The organism is Hydrogenophaga sp., assembly GCF_050182545.1.
Taxonomy (GTDB): Bacteria; Pseudomonadota; Gammaproteobacteria; order Burkholderiales; family Burkholderiaceae_C; genus Hydrogenophaga.
The window spans coordinates 1-13,236 of the sequence record NZ_JBFXCD010000019.1; the positions used below are offsets into that span (position 1 = coordinate 1).

29 protein-coding genes are annotated in these 13,236 nt (G+C 67.9%); 2 read left to right on the forward strand and 27 right to left on the reverse strand.

From position 1 onward, the window contains the following. Positions 1 to 123: 123 nt before the first annotated feature. The 22 genes from AB7P10_RS16615 to AB7P10_RS16720 all read right to left on the reverse strand — a co-directional run bounded on the left by AB7P10_RS16615 (position 124) and on the right by AB7P10_RS16720 (position 9,818). On the reverse strand, positions 124 to 489 hold the full coding sequence (locus tag AB7P10_RS16615) for a hypothetical protein (protein WP_428294965.1): 366 nt from the start codon (positions 487 to 489) through the stop codon (positions 124 to 126). Further along, positions 480 to 1,544: a phage Gp37/Gp68 family protein gene (locus AB7P10_RS16620; protein WP_428294966.1), complete on the reverse strand. Its 1,065-nt coding sequence runs from the start codon at positions 1,542 to 1,544 to the stop codon at positions 480 to 482. Before AB7P10_RS16620 ends, AB7P10_RS16615 begins: the two co-directional genes overlap by 10 nt. Next, positions 1,541 to 1,837, reverse strand: a complete 297-nt coding sequence (locus AB7P10_RS16625; RefSeq protein WP_428294967.1) for a hypothetical protein — start codon at positions 1,835 to 1,837, stop codon at positions 1,541 to 1,543. The genes AB7P10_RS16620 and AB7P10_RS16625 overlap by 4 nt, the downstream gene beginning before the upstream one ends. Continuing rightward, positions 1,834 to 2,058, reverse strand: coding sequence for a hypothetical protein (locus tag AB7P10_RS16630; RefSeq protein WP_428294968.1), 225 nt, complete (start codon positions 2,056 to 2,058; stop codon positions 1,834 to 1,836). Before AB7P10_RS16630 ends, AB7P10_RS16625 begins: the two co-directional genes overlap by 4 nt. After that, positions 2,058 to 2,663 carry a hypothetical protein gene (locus AB7P10_RS16635; RefSeq protein WP_428294969.1) on the reverse strand — a complete coding sequence of 202 codons (606 nt, stop codon included), beginning with the start codon at positions 2,661 to 2,663 and terminating at the stop codon, positions 2,058 to 2,060. The genes AB7P10_RS16630 and AB7P10_RS16635 overlap by 1 nt, the downstream gene beginning before the upstream one ends. Then, positions 2,660 to 2,926 (reverse strand): hypothetical protein, encoded by a 267-nt coding sequence (locus AB7P10_RS16640; protein ID WP_428294970.1) that lies wholly within the window; start codon positions 2,924 to 2,926, stop codon positions 2,660 to 2,662. The genes AB7P10_RS16635 and AB7P10_RS16640 overlap by 4 nt, the downstream gene beginning before the upstream one ends. Next, positions 2,923 to 3,294, reverse strand: coding sequence for a hypothetical protein (locus AB7P10_RS16645; RefSeq protein WP_428294971.1), 372 nt, complete (start codon positions 3,292 to 3,294; stop codon positions 2,923 to 2,925). Before AB7P10_RS16645 ends, AB7P10_RS16640 begins: the two co-directional genes overlap by 4 nt. Beyond that, positions 3,291 to 3,920, reverse strand: coding sequence for a hypothetical protein (locus AB7P10_RS16650; RefSeq protein ID WP_428294972.1), 630 nt, complete (start codon positions 3,918 to 3,920; stop codon positions 3,291 to 3,293). Before AB7P10_RS16650 ends, AB7P10_RS16645 begins: the two co-directional genes overlap by 4 nt. A gap of 3 nt (positions 3,921 to 3,923) precedes the next feature. Beyond that, positions 3,924 to 4,223, reverse strand: coding sequence for a hypothetical protein (locus tag AB7P10_RS16655; RefSeq protein WP_428294973.1), 300 nt, complete (start codon positions 4,221 to 4,223; stop codon positions 3,924 to 3,926). A 23-nt stretch (positions 4,224 to 4,246) separates the two neighbouring features. Further along, the gene (locus tag AB7P10_RS16660; RefSeq protein ID WP_428294974.1) at positions 4,247 to 4,963 is read right to left on the reverse strand and encodes an HNH endonuclease; all 717 of its coding nucleotides are present in this window, start codon (positions 4,961 to 4,963) and stop codon (positions 4,247 to 4,249) included. Continuing rightward, a complete protein-coding gene (locus AB7P10_RS16665; RefSeq protein WP_428294975.1) occupies positions 4,960 to 5,532 on the reverse strand; it encodes a hypothetical protein in 573 nt (190 codons plus the stop codon). The genes AB7P10_RS16660 and AB7P10_RS16665 overlap by 4 nt, the downstream gene beginning before the upstream one ends. Continuing rightward, positions 5,513 to 5,989 carry a hypothetical protein gene (locus tag AB7P10_RS16670; RefSeq protein WP_428294976.1) on the reverse strand — a complete coding sequence of 159 codons (477 nt, stop codon included), beginning with the start codon at positions 5,987 to 5,989 and terminating at the stop codon, positions 5,513 to 5,515. The genes AB7P10_RS16665 and AB7P10_RS16670 overlap by 20 nt, the downstream gene beginning before the upstream one ends. Next, positions 5,976 to 6,212 (reverse strand): hypothetical protein, encoded by a 237-nt coding sequence (locus tag AB7P10_RS16675; protein ID WP_428294977.1) that lies wholly within the window; start codon positions 6,210 to 6,212, stop codon positions 5,976 to 5,978. Before AB7P10_RS16675 ends, AB7P10_RS16670 begins: the two co-directional genes overlap by 14 nt. Beyond that, a complete protein-coding gene (locus tag AB7P10_RS16680; protein ID WP_428294978.1) occupies positions 6,212 to 6,376 on the reverse strand; it encodes a hypothetical protein in 165 nt (54 codons plus the stop codon). The genes AB7P10_RS16675 and AB7P10_RS16680 overlap by 1 nt, the downstream gene beginning before the upstream one ends. A gap of 2 nt (positions 6,377 to 6,378) precedes the next feature. Further along, positions 6,379 to 6,669, reverse strand: coding sequence for a hypothetical protein (locus tag AB7P10_RS16685; protein WP_428294979.1), 291 nt, complete (start codon positions 6,667 to 6,669; stop codon positions 6,379 to 6,381). After that, positions 6,669 to 7,190, reverse strand: coding sequence for a hypothetical protein (locus tag AB7P10_RS16690; RefSeq protein WP_428294980.1), 522 nt, complete (start codon positions 7,188 to 7,190; stop codon positions 6,669 to 6,671). The genes AB7P10_RS16685 and AB7P10_RS16690 overlap by 1 nt, the downstream gene beginning before the upstream one ends. After that, a complete protein-coding gene (locus tag AB7P10_RS16695) occupies positions 7,187 to 7,459 on the reverse strand; it encodes a hypothetical protein (protein ID WP_428294981.1) in 273 nt (90 codons plus the stop codon). The genes AB7P10_RS16690 and AB7P10_RS16695 overlap by 4 nt, the downstream gene beginning before the upstream one ends. A 117-nt stretch (positions 7,460 to 7,576) precedes the next feature. Next, the gene (locus AB7P10_RS16700) at positions 7,577 to 7,963 is read right to left on the reverse strand and encodes a DUF7673 family protein (RefSeq protein ID WP_428294982.1); all 387 of its coding nucleotides are present in this window, start codon (positions 7,961 to 7,963) and stop codon (positions 7,577 to 7,579) included. After that, positions 7,963 to 8,616: a tyrosine-type recombinase/integrase gene (locus tag AB7P10_RS16705; protein WP_428294983.1), complete on the reverse strand. Its 654-nt coding sequence runs from the start codon at positions 8,614 to 8,616 to the stop codon at positions 7,963 to 7,965. The genes AB7P10_RS16700 and AB7P10_RS16705 overlap by 1 nt, the downstream gene beginning before the upstream one ends. Before the next feature lie 140 nt (positions 8,617 to 8,756). Then, positions 8,757 to 8,987, reverse strand: a complete 231-nt coding sequence (locus AB7P10_RS16710) for a hypothetical protein (protein ID WP_428294984.1) — start codon at positions 8,985 to 8,987, stop codon at positions 8,757 to 8,759. A 137-nt stretch (positions 8,988 to 9,124) separates the two neighbouring features. Further along, positions 9,125 to 9,592 carry a phage regulatory CII family protein gene (locus AB7P10_RS16715; protein ID WP_428294985.1) on the reverse strand — a complete coding sequence of 156 codons (468 nt, stop codon included), beginning with the start codon at positions 9,590 to 9,592 and terminating at the stop codon, positions 9,125 to 9,127. 58 nt (positions 9,593 to 9,650) lie between these two features. Continuing rightward, positions 9,651 to 9,818: an Arc family DNA-binding protein gene (locus tag AB7P10_RS16720; RefSeq protein ID WP_428294986.1), complete on the reverse strand. Its 168-nt coding sequence runs from the start codon at positions 9,816 to 9,818 to the stop codon at positions 9,651 to 9,653. 113 nt (positions 9,819 to 9,931) lie between these two features. Here AB7P10_RS16720 and AB7P10_RS16725 point away from each other — a divergent pair, with 113 nt between their 5' ends. Further along, positions 9,932 to 10,255, forward strand: coding sequence for a hypothetical protein (locus AB7P10_RS16725; RefSeq protein WP_428294987.1), 324 nt, complete (start codon positions 9,932 to 9,934; stop codon positions 10,253 to 10,255). Positions 10,256 to 10,281: 26 nt separating this feature from the next. On the opposite strand, the gene AB7P10_RS16730 is transcribed toward AB7P10_RS16725, so the two are convergent. Beyond that, the gene (locus tag AB7P10_RS16730; RefSeq protein WP_428294988.1) at positions 10,282 to 10,986 is read right to left on the reverse strand and encodes an SOS response-associated peptidase; all 705 of its coding nucleotides are present in this window, start codon (positions 10,984 to 10,986) and stop codon (positions 10,282 to 10,284) included. Between the two features lie 89 nt (positions 10,987 to 11,075). On the opposite strand from AB7P10_RS16730, the gene AB7P10_RS16735 reads away from it, so the two are divergent. Next, positions 11,076 to 11,438: a hypothetical protein gene (locus AB7P10_RS16735; protein WP_428294989.1), complete on the forward strand. Its 363-nt coding sequence runs from the start codon at positions 11,076 to 11,078 to the stop codon at positions 11,436 to 11,438. On the opposite strand, the gene AB7P10_RS16740 is transcribed toward AB7P10_RS16735, so the two are convergent. Genes AB7P10_RS16740 through AB7P10_RS16755 form a run of 4 tightly spaced genes read right to left on the reverse strand, consistent with a single transcriptional unit; the run spans position 11,407 to position 13,226 of the window. Beyond that, complete coding sequence (locus tag AB7P10_RS16740) at positions 11,407 to 11,874, reverse strand: hypothetical protein (RefSeq protein WP_428294990.1); 468 nt, start codon at positions 11,872 to 11,874, stop codon at positions 11,407 to 11,409. The genes AB7P10_RS16735 and AB7P10_RS16740 overlap by 32 nt on opposite strands. 2 nt (positions 11,875 to 11,876) lie before the next feature. After that, positions 11,877 to 12,131: a hypothetical protein gene (locus AB7P10_RS16745; protein WP_428294991.1), complete on the reverse strand. Its 255-nt coding sequence runs from the start codon at positions 12,129 to 12,131 to the stop codon at positions 11,877 to 11,879. A 17-nt stretch (positions 12,132 to 12,148) separates the two neighbouring features. Next, positions 12,149 to 12,574, reverse strand: a complete 426-nt coding sequence (locus AB7P10_RS16750; RefSeq protein ID WP_428294992.1) for a hypothetical protein — start codon at positions 12,572 to 12,574, stop codon at positions 12,149 to 12,151. A gap of 1 nt (position 12,575) precedes the next feature. Next, entirely contained in the window at positions 12,576 to 13,226 is a 651-nt protein-coding gene (locus tag AB7P10_RS16755) for a hypothetical protein (RefSeq protein WP_428294993.1), read from the reverse strand. Positions 13,227 to 13,236 lie beyond the last annotated feature (10 nt).

Below are 13,236 nucleotides of genomic sequence, written 5' to 3' on the forward strand. Positions count from 1 at the left end.
TGTCATTGTTGTAGGTGAAAAACGAACAAGCCGCGCCGGCGCCGCGCGGGAAAGGCGAAGTCAGGCAGTGAAGGGAGTGCCGTCCGGGAAAGCGAGCACCTGCGGCTCAGGGGCAGACCAGGCTCACCCGATCACCCAGCCATAGAACTCGCCGGGCGGGTGGTTCGCCGCAAACCAGCGACCCATGGCCTGCGAGGAAGCGAAACCGTCCGCCACTGCAAGGTTCATCAGCTCCCAGTGGCTCAAGGGCTGGGCACCCAGCAGCGCATTGCGCAGGCCCCAGTGGCCCACGTCCATGCGCAGCACATCCACGCGCTCGATCGGCCAGCTGCCGAGCTTGAGCGTGCGGCGCGTACGCAGCCCGGTGTAGCAGTGGGCGGTGTCACCGATCGCCGGCACGTGCTGGCGCTGGCCAGCGGATCGGATGGTCTGGCGCTTCTTGCCCTCCCAGACCGAGCGGGCGAACACTCGTTGGAAGTTCAGGAGCATGGCGGCACCTCGTTCCACTCGCGACCATCGAGCAGGCGGCCCGCGGCCTTCTTACCCACTCTGACCACCTGCCGCGATGACTCCAGCACACGATCACCTACCCAGGCGATCGGGCGGACTTGCCCGGTGGTGTCAACGACATCGCGCCAGTCCTTGGCAGCATATGGGGTGCTGCGTGACTCCGGGGGCATCCACTCTCCCCACTGCTTGAACAGGAACGGCACGCCGGCGGCCGCGCACTGGTCGCGCAGGCTCCGTGCCCAACTCGGGTGCATGGGCCGCGCGTTGGGGCCGCTCTCGCCGCCGACGATGACCCAGTCGACGCGCGGGCCATCCTCGCGCCACTCACCGAACCGCTGCCACCGTTCGCCTGTGAGTGCGTTATGGCCCACCGCTGGCGGGCTGTCCTCGGTGTCGAACCCTTCTTCCCAGTAGTCGCGCGGAATGTCGCGGTCAGCATGGCCATCGCTGATGTCGGTGAGATCCACTGGCCCCAGCAACGGCTCCATGCTCAGAAAGCGCACGCGCGCTGGCACCTGCAGCAGCTTGGGGATGTCGCGGTCGGCCTCGGCCTGGTTGCAGATGGTGGCGCCGATCCAGACATTTGCGTGGGCGCTGATGCTCTCGGGCCAAGCCGCTGGATCTTCATACCAAACCGGCAGCATGCTGCGCGCGTTGCCGATTCGCTTCGTGAGCAGCAGCCAGTCGAGATTCGGCGTCTCGCTGATCAGCTGGAAAAGGTCGGCACGCCACATGGGATCGACTTCGTTGTCGAACACGTCGGCCAGGCTGGCGCAGAACACACGCTGGCGGCGGCCGTGCACAGCGAAGAACGCCGCGTGTGCCTTGTTCCACTTGAGCGGCTGGCGCCAGTTGGCAGCGCTGGTGCGCGTGCGTTTGACGCCGGCCCCCCAGCGCATGGCGTTGCCACTGACCGCAAAGCGCCTGTCCCAGGCCTTGGCGTAGCAGCCGTCGCAGCCCGGGCTGACCTGTGTGCAGCCAATCCACGGATTGAACGTGTGGTCCGTCCACTCGATCTTGCTGTTCGCGCTCATGAGGTTGAATCCTTTCGCAGCGCTGCGCGCAGCAGTCGGCCATAGCTGGAGCTGTCGCCGATCACATCGCCCTGGGTGTGGCCGTCACCCCTGGCCAGGTGGTTGATCGCGTCGACGCAGGCCTGCAGGTAGGCCACGTCGCTCAGAAACGCGAAGTCTTTTCGGCCAGCTCGGTACCGCGTGTTGATCGTCTGCTGGATGGCGGTCGGTACCAGGCGCCAGTGGCGGCTGCACATGAAGCGGCCGGTGGCCACCGTTGCCGGGCATTTGAAGGCGTCACATTGGCGGCTCATGACGTCTTCCTCCCGATCGCCACGACCCGGCCGCACAGGCGTGCCGTCTCACGTATGGCCTGCACCTGCAGCTGCGCGTGCTCCTCGCTGATCGCGTAGATCTGAAACATGAAGCAGCCATCGGGGGAATCGAACTCGACGCTGTACAGGTGCCAGCGCATGTTTCGGCCGGCGGGGTCAGGAACCGTGAGCGGCGCCAGCATGGCGGGTATTCCAGGCATCACGCACCTCCCTTCACCTTGAAAACCTCGCTCACCTCGAAGCCCGCTTCCTTCGCCAGGCGGACCTCCTCATGGGTGATCAGGTGCATGCCGGACGCGAGCCAGCCCGCCGGCACCAGACCAGCCCGCCAGGGCAGTGGCTTCAGCTGCGCCAGGCGCTCGTATTTCTCGGCCGTGGTGTGCCCATCCCAGGCGCCGGGGTAGGGCGCCTGGCCAGCGAAGAGGTGCGCCTGGCTCTCGTGGTAGTGCCAGCTCGCCTGGCCCGTGGGCAGGTCGATGAAAACGCAGCCATGCCAGTCCTCGCTCCAGCCCTCGATCGCGGTGCGCGCCACCCCGGCCGGGAAGCACTTGGCCAGCGCTGCCACCACCTGGTTGCGCTCCAGGTAGGCGCCGTCCTTCTCGCGCTCGAGCAGCGCCACCCGGCCCCGCAGCAGCTCGATCAGCAAGGCCGCCTCGTCCATGTTGTCCGCGATCTCGCTCTCCGGGTTCTCCAGGCGCAGGTGCGCGGCGTCATCGCCCAGGCACGCCACGATCGCCGCGGCGTGCTCATCGTCGTCGCCGGCGCCGTCGTCCAGCTCCAGATCAAAGTCCCCATCCATCGTCATCCTCCCGTTCGTTGTCGAGCCCGCGCCAGCGCCGGAAGCGCCAGCCAGGTCCAGATGCCGAGCACGCTCGTGGCGGCGAACACGGCGTGTTGCAGCACCAGGAACCACAGGCCCTGTGCTGCCCCGAAAGCGATCCACCCGACATTGCTGGCCAGCCAGATCACGAAGGCCCAGCCCGCGCCGCGGCACTTCGTGGCCAGCAGTAGGGACCCCGCCACGCCCAGCGTGGCCGAGGCCAGTTCAAGCCATTGCTGTGCGGTCATGAGGCCCTCCGCACCGTGAACCCGTGAGTGCGCAACAGGCGCGCGGCCGCACCCAACTCGCGCGCCAGTGCTTCGTCGAAGCCGTGGTTCCAGTCGTAGAGCGGGCCGATGCGCCGCACGCGCCCGCGCTGCAGATCCACCTTGAGCAAGGCGCTCACCAGGGCAGGGCGCTCCAGCTCAACCTGCGCGGCGATGTTCAAGGCGCTCAAGGGGCCGCTCATGCGCAGCAGCTGGCGGATCTGCTCGGTGCGCGATGTCTGTGCCTGGCGGTCTTCCTTGCGCTCGGGCAGGTCGAACGGCCAGCTCGCGCGCACCGGGCTGGCCAGCGCGCTGACCATCTGCGGAAAAGGACTCGCGGTGGTGCTCATGCAGCCAGCCCCCGATCGCGCGCCACGTTGAGCTCGGCCATCTGTTCCTGGGTGCCGCCCTTGGCCTCGTGCACGGTGCTCACCAGCCGGCGGTACGCCGCGCGGATCTCATCCTTCGACGAGGTCGGGTCCAGCCCCAGCACTTCCCACCATGGGCGGTCAGGGCGGGGCGGTGGCAAGGCCGCGAAGCCGGTGAAGGCGCGGTCCAGCACCTCGGCGCCGCCGTGGCGCTCGATGGCGCGCATGGCCTCGAGCGTGGCGGCAACTGCCGCCAGGTTGTCCTCCACCGTCGTGTACTGGTCGACGGCGATGCAGCGCCGCCGCCCCATATCCTCGAAGTACACCGCCACACCCGGGTCGGCCGGGCGGCCCTGGTCGCTGCGCGGCAGGCCGTCCAGTCGGGTCTTCAGGTTCGTGCTGATGACCACATCGTCGCGCTCGATGCCCATGCGCTTGAGCTCGGCCAGCACGCGGTGCACGGCCTCGGCCACCGAGATGTCCGTCTTGCTGCGCCAGTTGCTGGCGCCGGTCTTGGTCATCTTGCCGAAGTGGCCGAAGCGGCGATCGGCGGGCCCGGTGCGTTTCCAGCCTGTCGGCCAGGTAAGGGGGTAGGCGTTGATCGTCATGCCTCAGCCCTCCAGCGTGTGGCGCACGCTCACCGGAAACGGGTTGTGCGGGGTGGGCGTCTCGGACGGCCGCGGCAGCGCTGCCACAGCCGGCTCCAGAAAATCGCTCTTCGGTGCGCCGGTGGCGCGGATGTAGTCCACCTCCACCTTGGCCGATTCGATCAGCGTGTCGCCCACGCCCTTCATGGCGTTGGCCCGCGCCACCTGGGCCTTCACCTGCTCGGGGTCGAGCGCCTTGCCATCACGGCCCATGGCGCGCAGGTCACCCAGCACCCCCAGAAGGTGCTCGCGGATCTGCGTCATGTGCGGCGTTGTTGTTTCGGTTGTCACTGCTGCAGCTCCTCGGCGTTGCGTTTGATTCGTTTGACCTGGCGCGTGATCGCGCCCTTGATGGCCACCAGGCGGCCCAGTTCCGGGTCCCTGAACCTCGGGTGGTTGCGCCTGGCGTTCTCGGCCTTGGTGATGCACTCCAAGCGGTCCTCGGTGATCTCCTCGGGTACAAGGGTTTTCATGCCCGGCTTGAAGATGACGATGTGGCCCTCAGGCACTGGCCCGTGAGCCTTCTCCCACACGAGCCGAGTGACGGGCGACCAGCGCAGGTGGTTGGGTCCGGGTGTCTCGGCCACCTTCTGCTCGACGTGCAGCTGCTCAGGCCGCCGCGCGTTCCTCACCACCCTGTAGCTGCCAATCGGCATCCAGGTGTGCGGCATCTGGCCCGGCTTGAACCGGGTTTCGGCGCTGCGCCCGCCGGCGACGACGTGCTTGCCCTTGTTCCATGGAACGATCCCGGGCTTGAACTGGTTGGCCACCATCAGTGGGTTCTGCTTGCCACGGCGAATGCGCCCCGACAGGTCGCTGGCCAGGAAGGCAGCGCTCTTGGCCAGGCCGAGCTTTTTGGCCATGCGGTGAACCGAGTGCTTCGTCCGCTTGAGAACGGTGGCCACCACCTCGGCAGAAAAGTCCGGGTACAGCCGCCGCAGAGCGCCCAGGTCCTCGTTCGTCCAGGGTTGCCGCGGCCGGTTGATGCCTCTCGACTTCGTCATGCCGCACCCCCTTGACCCGCCCGGCGCTTCGCCTCGGCTCGCTGCGCCTTCTTCTTCGCCAGAATGCGCTCGCGGTTGGCCGCGTAATACGCACGGCCGGCCGCCCTGTGCGCCTCGGCACGCTCTTCGTCGGTCAGCAGCTTGCGGCGCTGCCAGGCAGCCTTGTAGAGCTTCCTGGCCTCCCGGTTCCTGTCGCGCCACTCGCGCTGGTACTCGCGGCGCCATTCCTTGTTGCGCTCGTTCCAGGCCTTGCGCCGGGCCCGGTCGGCGGGGTCCGCCTTCAGCCGCTGGTACCGCGCGCGGTAGTAGGCCAGCGCGCGCTCGCGGCGCATCCTGGCCACCGCAGCTTCCTGCTGCGCGGCTTCATCGTCATCCAGCGCGGGGGGCATGCCGCGCGCGGTGATGCGCTGGCCAGGCCTCAGCGCGCGCCCGGCGCGCACCAGCGTGATCCCACGCCCGGCCGGCTTGCGCACGGGCGCCCGCTCGATCAGCGCCATGAAAGGGTTGCCCACCACCTCGGCCGCCGGCGCGCTGGCGCGCGCGTCCTTGTCAAACACCTGCTCGTCCACGCTTTTCCTCCTGGTCCCACGCCCGCCCCACCGTCGCCTGCAAGGCCGCCGCGTGGCTCAGGCACTCCCCATCCGTCGCACCATCCGGCGCCGGCACCACCATCCCGAACATCAGCACGTCCAGCTCGCCGGGCCCCGTGCGCCTGGCCATGCCCAGGTGCACGCCGCCGGGCACTTGCCGCAGGTCCACCCGCTCCCGCAGATCCGGCTGCGCCAGCAGGGCCTTGGCCGCCTGGCGCACCACCGCGGGCTGCTTGATGCGGTAACCCGCGCCCTGCTGGTAGTCGGCCTGGCCCAGCATCACCAGGTCGGCCAGTGCGTCCTCCAGCGCCACCGGGCTCTGCGCGCAACCCGCCAGGTCCTCGCGGGGCACCCAGGTGCCGGCGGCCATCAGCTGGCGCAGCGCGGCCTTGTAGGCCCGGGTGTGCAGGATCTCCAGCCCATCAGCGGCAGTCATCGCCAGCTCCAGGCAGCGGCCGAATCTGGTCGGCCAGGTTCACGCGCCGGCGCAGAGCCACGCGGCGCTCGCTGCAGGCGAGGATCCAGCGCACCTCCGCCGCATCCATCGCGCCACACATTGCGGCCAGCAGGCGGCCAGGCAGCCACATCAGCGCGGTCATGAGCCCGCCCACCGCCACGGCCGCCAGGAAGGCGGCCCGCCACATCAGCACGCGCGCCATCACTGCACCTCCTGCGCGGGCTTGATGTGGATCGCGGCCAGCGTGCGGGCCGGGCCCAGCAGCTGCTCCACCCACTCCATGGCGGCCGCCACGCTCACCGCGCCGCGCACCACCATGCACCGCTTCACGCCCTGGGGCGTCACATGGGTCACCTTGAATTCCATGGTCAACCTCCCTCGGCTGCGGGGCCGTCCACCACCAGGTCGGGCACGGCTTCCTCGTCCACCAGGGCGAAGGCCTCGATCTCGGTCAACTCGCTGAAGTCGTCGCCGTGGTCGTCTACGAAGCAATCGACGATCAGGCTGGCCACCTCTTCCACCACCGCCGGGCTGGCGCTGGCCAGGCGGTTGCGGTTCATCTCGTAGAGGGCGCGCGGCATGCGCACCACGCGCTCGTAGCGCTCGATCTCGCGCACCACCAGGCGCACGTCGACCATGTCGTAGGGGGTGGTGCTCATCAGAACAACTCCTCGGTGCGCGCGTCGCGCAGCTGCTCGGCGGCGTTCACGCCCAAGTTCAGAAAGTGGTTCACCACCTGCGACAGCCCGTCCGAAAGCTCCATGTCGTGCACATCGGAGTTGAAGGCCTCCATGGCGGCGTAGAGCACCGGGTCGATGGACAAGCATCGCTCGCCATAAGCGCACAACGCACGGCTCACCACGCCGATCCGTGGCACGGGCTGCACGGCCAGGCCATTGGCCAACTCGGCGCGGTGCTGCTGCACATCGGCGCCCGCCTTCAGCGCGCTGGCCTCGGTCAACAGGTCCCAGAGTTGTGAGCCCGGACCAGCCAGGTATGCCAAGCGCGGATCCTGCTGCAGGCGGTGCAGGGCGTGCATGACCGCTCGGAAGGCTGCTCCGAGCTGCTCCTCCAAGCCCGCGGTGTTCAGCACCCGCTGTGCGCTTTCGGTTCCTTCGCTCACCACAGGCCGAGTCCACGGCCGCGCCATGCCTTCGCTGGTTTCGATGGAGTCGTTCATTGCAGGGCACCTTCCCTCACCACCAGCAGCTCGCCCGACTGGGTGAGGCCGATGCGGCGTACGTCGGCGGTCCCGTCGTTCAGGTGCTCTTGCAGGTTCATGTAGTCGTCGCGCCAGGATTCGGCGCAGCGCTCGGCGCTGTACACCCGCTCGCGCAGCTCCTCGAGCTCGTCGCCCTGTTCGGCGACGAGAGTGCGCAGGTGCTCGAGCTCCATGCGCTCGAGGTGCGATTGAATCCGGCGCGTGGCCGGCGTGTGTTGGGTACCCATCTCAGCCTCCCAGCATCAAAACAATCGTCGCCAGGTAGACCAGCGCGAGAATGAAAACCAGCGCGGCCAAGGCAACCCAGACCTTCATTGCCTTCCCGGGCTTGTGTTGCGGCGCGCTCATGACAGGCCCTCTTCCAAAGAACGCATCGGCGCTGGCCGCGGTGCCAGGTCTGCCTTCTTGGCCGCACGCTTCAGCCGCAGGTCGAGCGCCCGATATTCGAAGCGCAGGCCCATGGTTCCGCGCTCTTCGCCCAGCGCGTGCGCCAGCAGCACATGCACCTCGGCCTTGGGCCGCGCATCCATCTCCAGCACCAGCAGCGCGCGGCGCAGGTTGGAGTCGTCGAACAGGCGCAAATCCGTCAGATCGAATGGAAAGCGCAAGCCGTTGTAGAGGCCGAGCAGCAGGTTGGCCGCGGCCTTCTCGCTGCTGCTGTAGCGCTGGCCCATGAGCCACAGGTGAACCAGCGCGTCGATCTGCTCTTGCGTGGGGTTGTATGCAGCCATCACGCCACCCCCATTTCTTCGGCCAGCGCGCGCGCCTGGCGCTTCTTCAGCCGACCGCCGTCCACCGCCTGCAGCTCGGCCGCCAGTTCCTCTCGGCTCAGGTTCAAGTACACGCCGGTGCTCTTCAGGCTGGCGTGGCCCAGCGCGGCCTGCGCCACCTTCATCGCCATGCCCGGGCTCTGCGCGCGGCTGCGGCGCACGATGTTCATGCCCCGGCTGTGGCGCATCCAGTGGGGGGATGCGCGCTCGTCCAGGCCCGCCTCCCGGATCCAGTGCTTCATGCGCAGCTCGTAGCTGCGCGGCGTCAGGTGGCCACCAAAGCGCCCCGGCACCAGCGGCTCGGGCCGGCCGTTGCCGTCGTACTGGCGATCGGCCAGGCTCAGCAGCGCCTGCAGGTGCGTGCGCAGCGGCATCGTCACCGCGTATTCGTTGCCGCGCTTGCCCTTGCAGTCCTCGGGGCGGCTCACCAGCCAGCCCACGCGCAGCGCCAGCGCCACCTGGGGTACGGTCAGCCGGCTGAACTCACCAATGCGCATGCCCGTGAGCAGCAGGGCGGCCATCCAGTGATAGTCGCGCTGGGCCAGTGGGTCCGCGCAGGCCTTCGCCGCGTTCAGCAGCCGGGCCTGCTCGCTCTCCGGGAAATACCGCCTCATCACCATGATCCGCTCCTTGTTGTTCGGTGTGCTCTTCCACATCGAGGGCCGTGCCGGCGCACACCACACCGGCCAGCACCAGCGCCCACACGCAGCCCGAAAGCGACCAGGCAGGCGTGTCGTCGTCATTCACGTGCGGTTCAGGCGCTGCTGCGGCCTGCTCGGGGGCGGCTCACCGCCAGGGCCAGCAGCCGCCGCGTGATCGGGTCGGCCATCGCGTCCTCGAAGCGCTTGCAGCGGTGCCAGCGCACCCAGCGGCGCATGAACAGGCGGCGCATCGCACGCACCTGGTCCAGCGGCAGGGTGGGCTCCTCGATCGGCAGCGCCAGCTGCTGCGCACTCGGGGTTTGCGGGTTGGTCTGCTCGTCCATCGGCCAGCCTCCTCTCCATGGCCTGCTCGAACTGCCGGCCAAAAAGTGAAACCAGAACCCCGGACACAAACGCCGGGCGGGTGGTGCTGTTCAGGCGGTGCACGGCGTTGCCGAAGCGCGCCCGCATGGTGGTGTGGTCACTCATCGAGCAGGCCCTCCACCCTGGCCACCAGGGTCATGAGCGCGCCCACCAGGTCGAAGGCCTCCTCGCGGATCCGCTGCAGATCTGGTGCAGTGAATTTCTTGGCAAGCAGCGCTTGGCGCACAGCCGCGTGGAACTCGCCGCTTTCCACACCCATCTTGGTGATGAGTTCGAGCAGCGCTGCGTCGCTGGCGCAGGCATAGGGCGCCACATCGAATGCCGCCCTGTTGAACATCTCGTTCAGTGCGTCCAGGATGCGCATGTCCCCACTCAGGCGGGTCACCATCACCACGTCGCGCAGCGTGGGCTGGTTGTGGCTGTCGTGGTCGGCGTCGGCCTTGTTGTAGAGCGTGCCCGGGCGCATGCCCATGTCGCTGGCCAGCGTGGGCACGTCGTGCAGATACACGACGTTGCGGAAGGCCTCGAAGGGGTTGGCGGCGCCGATTTCGGGTTTCTTCGACATCAGTGGCCCCCCGATGTGCATTCACTGGTCGAGTCCAGGTCGCGGGTGCAAACTGAACTCATGAACGGGCCTCGGCGGCCAAGGAGGCAAGGATGCGTTGACGCACTTCGCTGCTACGGGAGCGACCATTGCGTGCGGCGACCTTGTCCAGCCGCTTGACAACTGCAGCCGGGAACCGGACTACAACGGGCGGCGTTTCGTCCGCCTTTTTCTTCACAGTGCTCACTGTTCGAACCTTTCAATCACCGGCATCGGTGTATTCACATGATACATATTTTGACGCTGAGTGAATACATGTGAATACGTACAGCGGCAGAGAATGGATGTGAAAATCGACAGATGGAAATCAAGACGTTCAAAGCGCGCGATGTACACCCGACGGTGCTGCGGCTACCGCCTGAGATGCGCAATGAACTGGTGCGGATCGCCAATGGCAAAGGGGTGAGCCTTAGCAAGGAAATCACCGAGAGGCTGCGCAATGGCCTGGTGCATGGTGTGAATACACATCTCACGCCGGAGCAGGCAGTGGTCGTGCTCGCTGCGCATGCGAGGAACGAAGCTCAAGAGGCTGAGCTGTTGACGGAGCTTGACCGCGCGATGCTGGCGGTCTTCCGCAAGATGCCCGTGGAGAAACAGCTGGCCCTGCTGTCCCTCTTCAGGTAAGTCAGTCCTGAGTTACGCGCGCTCGCTCAGAGCGTGATGGGCAGAAACATCTGCTGCGCCGGGTTCATGGCCCCGTGCTCGAAGAGTCCCAGCTCAGGCACCACGATCAAGGCCTCCACCTCGTCGGCCGAGCCGTGCAGCCAGGTGTCCCAGTGGGCCTGCTCGATCGGCACCACGGTGCGCTTGTCCTGCACGGCCAGCAGCTGGCCGGCCTCGTCCAGCTCGGGCTTGTGCATCAGTTTCAGCAGCGGGTGGTCGTCGCAGTTCTGCGTGATCATGGTGTAGCTGGGCACGATCTCCCCGCTGTGGTGGTCCGTCCACTCGTTCCACAGGCCCGCCAGGGCCCAGGGCTGGCCGTCAGCCCGGGCAAACTGCCACCGCACGCTCTTGGCCGCGCCGGGCGCGTAGTAGGGCTCCACGAAGGCCCAGGCCGGGATCAGGCAGCGCCTGCCGGCCCGCCAGGAAGGCCCGAAGGCGTAGGACCTGGCCATGCCCTCGCGCCGGCAGTTGTTCGTGCTCAGGCGGCGCTTGCCGTCGGGCGTGGACGGCGTGCGCGTGGGGGAGGGCGATGGGATCAGGCCCCACTGGCCCACCACCACCTCGCCACCGGCGCGGATGAAGGGGCCGTCCTGCAGCGGGCCGATGGCGGGCTTGTAGTCGCGCCGCGGCGGCTCACGGCGGAAGTAGCGCAGGATCTCGTCGCCATCCAGGGTGGTGTACAGGTTGCACATGCGCGCAGCATAGCCGCTGCGGCTTCCCGGTGGTTACTGTATGCTTGCACAGTATGTTTGCATCGGTTTACTGCACGCGAGCCAGGGGGGTGAAGCTCCCGCGCCCGGATTCGCCCGTGGTGGGCAACGTGCTGCTGGCCAAGGACAGCCGCGGCGACGAAAAGTGGCTCACCGCGCGCCTGGTCAACGGCACCCAGGACGTGCTGCGCCCGCTCATCAAGGCCCGGGTGTCTCGGGTATCGGATCACGGCCTGGTGATCGAAGGCACCGAGGTCATCGCGCGCACGGGCAGCTCCAAGTCCAACACGCAGACCTTCGTGCAGGTGTGGTGGGTTTTCGTGATCACCGAACAGGGCATCAACCGTTACGACGGCCACGACCCGCTGGAGGCCATCGCCGACGCGCGCGCGTTCGGCGCTTCTAGCGCAGCCAGCCAGGGCCCAGCGCCTTGATCAGCGCCACCCGCTCGCGGCACATGGCGCCATCGGGCGTGTCCGCGGCCAGGGTTTCAGCAGCACCGCAGTCCACCGTCACCAGCTGGTCCCACAGGGCGTCGGCCGTGCGCACTTTGGCGGTCGCCCGCATCAGCTCGTTCTGGGCCTCGATCAGGGCGGCCTCCAGGCAGTGGCCATGCCGGCAGCTGAACCCGTATATCTCCGGCGGGCCACCGCGCGGCGAGCAGGCCCAGAACAGGTGCCGCGCCTGGTCACCCCAGACCACGCGCGGCACCATCACGTGCACGCCGTTGACCATGGCGTAGCAGGCCGGGCGGGGAACACTCTGGCCGTGAGCCGGCGGCGCCAAGACCATCGCAGCCACAAGCACGATGCCGTAGCCCATGACACAGGCCAGGACCCGCGAAAGAAGGCGCTTCAGATTCAGTTTCATGGTCATCCCCACCGTTCGCCGGCCGCTGGCCAGCCCGTTTCCACCTGGCCGCGCGCCCGGCGCTCGGCCTCCAGTTCTTCCCGTGCGGCACACGTGCCGCAGTGCGCTGTTTCTGGCACCTCGTACAGCGGGCGAACCAGCTGCTGCAGCGACTTCACCTGGTCCACGATGGCCAGATTCGACCAGCTGCCCGCCGCGAAGGCCGCCAGGGCCTCGAATCCCTGTTCCACCTTGCGCACCTGCTGCTTGCGGTTCATGGCCTGTGCGAATCACATTAATTTATGTGCGTGCCTTTGGGGTCGAAGCTGCCGAGCAGCTCGGTCTCGAACCACTGCGCCACGCGGGCGCGCCAGGTGGTGGCGCCGTGGTGGCGCTTGAGACGCGCGGTTACCGTCCACTCGCCCCGCCGTGGCCACTCCAGCAGCAGCACGGTGAAGATCACCAGGTTGGCCAGCACGTCGAGCACGAAGCCCACCACCAGCACGGGAATGCCCAGCACCAGCGCCACGCGGCCGAGGTTGCCGGCCTTGTGCACGCGCTGCAGGTTCATCACCGCCAGGTAGAACACCCAGAGCAGCCACAGCAGCAGCAGGATGCGCACACCCCACGGCACGGCGCCCAGCCATGCCAGCGCCTCGCGCCCCATGGGCAGGAACAGGCCCAGCAGTTGGGCCATCTGCGAAAAATCCAGTGCATCCATGTCAAACCCCCAGCGCCAGGCGCATTTGTTGAACGAAGCCGCCCCAGGCGGTCATGCTTTGCGAGATCTCGCCGGCGCGCACACCGGCCTTGGCCAGCAGCCGCTGCGCGCGGATCATCTGGGCGGCCGTGCGCCAGGCCTCGGCCTCCTCCAGGATGTTCAGCGCCGCGGCTTGTGCCCCCAGGCCACTGGCCGCCACCCAGCTGGCCACCGAGGGCGGCACCTCGCCGGCGAAGCCCGCCGCCTGGTAGGCCAGCGCCTCGCGCTCGGCCGCCTCGTACTCCGTCGCGCGGTAGCCGATCACGTCGGCGTAGATCCGGTCCACGTCGTGGTCGATCTGGCGCAGCGCATCGGCCTGCAGCGCCTCGGGCGTGGGCGGCACGTAGGGCGGCAGCGCGGGCGGTGCCGGCAGTGGGCTGAATTCCCAGCTGCCGGGCCGCCAGACCGCTTCGCCACCTCCTTGGCCACCATCACCAGGTGCGGCCCAGAATCCAGGCACCCACCGAGCACGATGGCCAGGTGGAACCTCGGGCGGAGGCGCGTCCACCGCGCCGCGCGGGATATGGAAAACACCCACCTCCAGGGGTGAGCGCGCTGCCTTGACGGGGCCGACGAAATAGCCGTCGGCGTCGAGCTGTGAAACGATCTTCATGGGGTGCTAC

Excerpts from the sequence above, each read along its gene's own strand:
- AB7P10_RS16615 (WP_428294965.1), bottom strand. The coding sequence starts at position 489 with ATGCTCCTGAACTTCCAACGAGTGTTCGCCCGCTCGGTCTGGGAGGGC.
- AB7P10_RS16620 (WP_428294966.1), bottom strand. The coding sequence starts at position 1,544 with ATGAGCGCGAACAGCAAGATCGAGTGGACGGACCACACGTTCAATCCG.
- AB7P10_RS16625 (WP_428294967.1), bottom strand. The coding sequence starts at position 1,837 with ATGAGCCGCCAATGTGACGCCTTCAAATGCCCGGCAACGGTGGCCACC.
- AB7P10_RS16630 (WP_428294968.1), bottom strand. The coding sequence starts at position 2,058 with ATGCCTGGAATACCCGCCATGCTGGCGCCGCTCACGGTTCCTGACCCC.
- AB7P10_RS16635 (WP_428294969.1), bottom strand. The coding sequence starts at position 2,663 with ATGACGATGGATGGGGACTTTGATCTGGAGCTGGACGACGGCGCCGGC.
- AB7P10_RS16640 (WP_428294970.1), bottom strand. The coding sequence starts at position 2,926 with ATGACCGCACAGCAATGGCTTGAACTGGCCTCGGCCACGCTGGGCGTG.
- AB7P10_RS16645 (WP_428294971.1), bottom strand. The coding sequence starts at position 3,294 with ATGAGCACCACCGCGAGTCCTTTTCCGCAGATGGTCAGCGCGCTGGCC.
- AB7P10_RS16650 (WP_428294972.1), bottom strand. The coding sequence starts at position 3,920 with ATGACGATCAACGCCTACCCCCTTACCTGGCCGACAGGCTGGAAACGC.
- AB7P10_RS16655 (WP_428294973.1), bottom strand. The coding sequence starts at position 4,223 with ATGACGCAGATCCGCGAGCACCTTCTGGGGGTGCTGGGTGACCTGCGC.
- AB7P10_RS16660 (WP_428294974.1), bottom strand. The coding sequence starts at position 4,963 with ATGACGAAGTCGAGAGGCATCAACCGGCCGCGGCAACCCTGGACGAAC.
- AB7P10_RS16670 (WP_428294976.1), bottom strand. The coding sequence starts at position 5,989 with ATGACTGCCGCTGATGGGCTGGAGATCCTGCACACCCGGGCCTACAAG.
- AB7P10_RS16675 (WP_428294977.1), bottom strand. The coding sequence starts at position 6,212 with ATGGCGCGCGTGCTGATGTGGCGGGCCGCCTTCCTGGCGGCCGTGGCG.
- AB7P10_RS16680 (WP_428294978.1), bottom strand. The coding sequence starts at position 6,376 with ATGGAATTCAAGGTGACCCATGTGACGCCCCAGGGCGTGAAGCGGTGC.
- AB7P10_RS16685 (WP_428294979.1), bottom strand. The coding sequence starts at position 6,669 with ATGAGCACCACCCCCTACGACATGGTCGACGTGCGCCTGGTGGTGCGC.
- AB7P10_RS16690 (WP_428294980.1), bottom strand. The coding sequence starts at position 7,190 with ATGAACGACTCCATCGAAACCAGCGAAGGCATGGCGCGGCCGTGGACT.
- AB7P10_RS16695 (WP_428294981.1), bottom strand. The coding sequence starts at position 7,459 with ATGGGTACCCAACACACGCCGGCCACGCGCCGGATTCAATCGCACCTC.
- AB7P10_RS16700 (WP_428294982.1), bottom strand. The coding sequence starts at position 7,963 with ATGGCTGCATACAACCCCACGCAAGAGCAGATCGACGCGCTGGTTCAC.
- AB7P10_RS16705 (WP_428294983.1), bottom strand. The coding sequence starts at position 8,616 with ATGAGGCGGTATTTCCCGGAGAGCGAGCAGGCCCGGCTGCTGAACGCG.
- AB7P10_RS16710 (WP_428294984.1), bottom strand. The coding sequence starts at position 8,987 with ATGGACGAGCAGACCAACCCGCAAACCCCGAGTGCGCAGCAGCTGGCG.
- AB7P10_RS16715 (WP_428294985.1), bottom strand. The coding sequence starts at position 9,592 with ATGTCGAAGAAACCCGAAATCGGCGCCGCCAACCCCTTCGAGGCCTTC.
- AB7P10_RS16725 (WP_428294987.1), top strand. The coding sequence starts at position 9,932 with ATGGAAATCAAGACGTTCAAAGCGCGCGATGTACACCCGACGGTGCTG.
- AB7P10_RS16730 (WP_428294988.1), bottom strand. The coding sequence starts at position 10,986 with ATGTGCAACCTGTACACCACCCTGGATGGCGACGAGATCCTGCGCTAC.
- AB7P10_RS16740 (WP_428294990.1), bottom strand. The coding sequence starts at position 11,874 with ATGAAACTGAATCTGAAGCGCCTTCTTTCGCGGGTCCTGGCCTGTGTC.
- AB7P10_RS16745 (WP_428294991.1), bottom strand. The coding sequence starts at position 12,131 with ATGAACCGCAAGCAGCAGGTGCGCAAGGTGGAACAGGGATTCGAGGCC.
- AB7P10_RS16750 (WP_428294992.1), bottom strand. The coding sequence starts at position 12,574 with ATGGATGCACTGGATTTTTCGCAGATGGCCCAACTGCTGGGCCTGTTC.
- AB7P10_RS16755 (WP_428294993.1), bottom strand. The coding sequence starts at position 13,226 with ATGAAGATCGTTTCACAGCTCGACGCCGACGGCTATTTCGTCGGCCCC.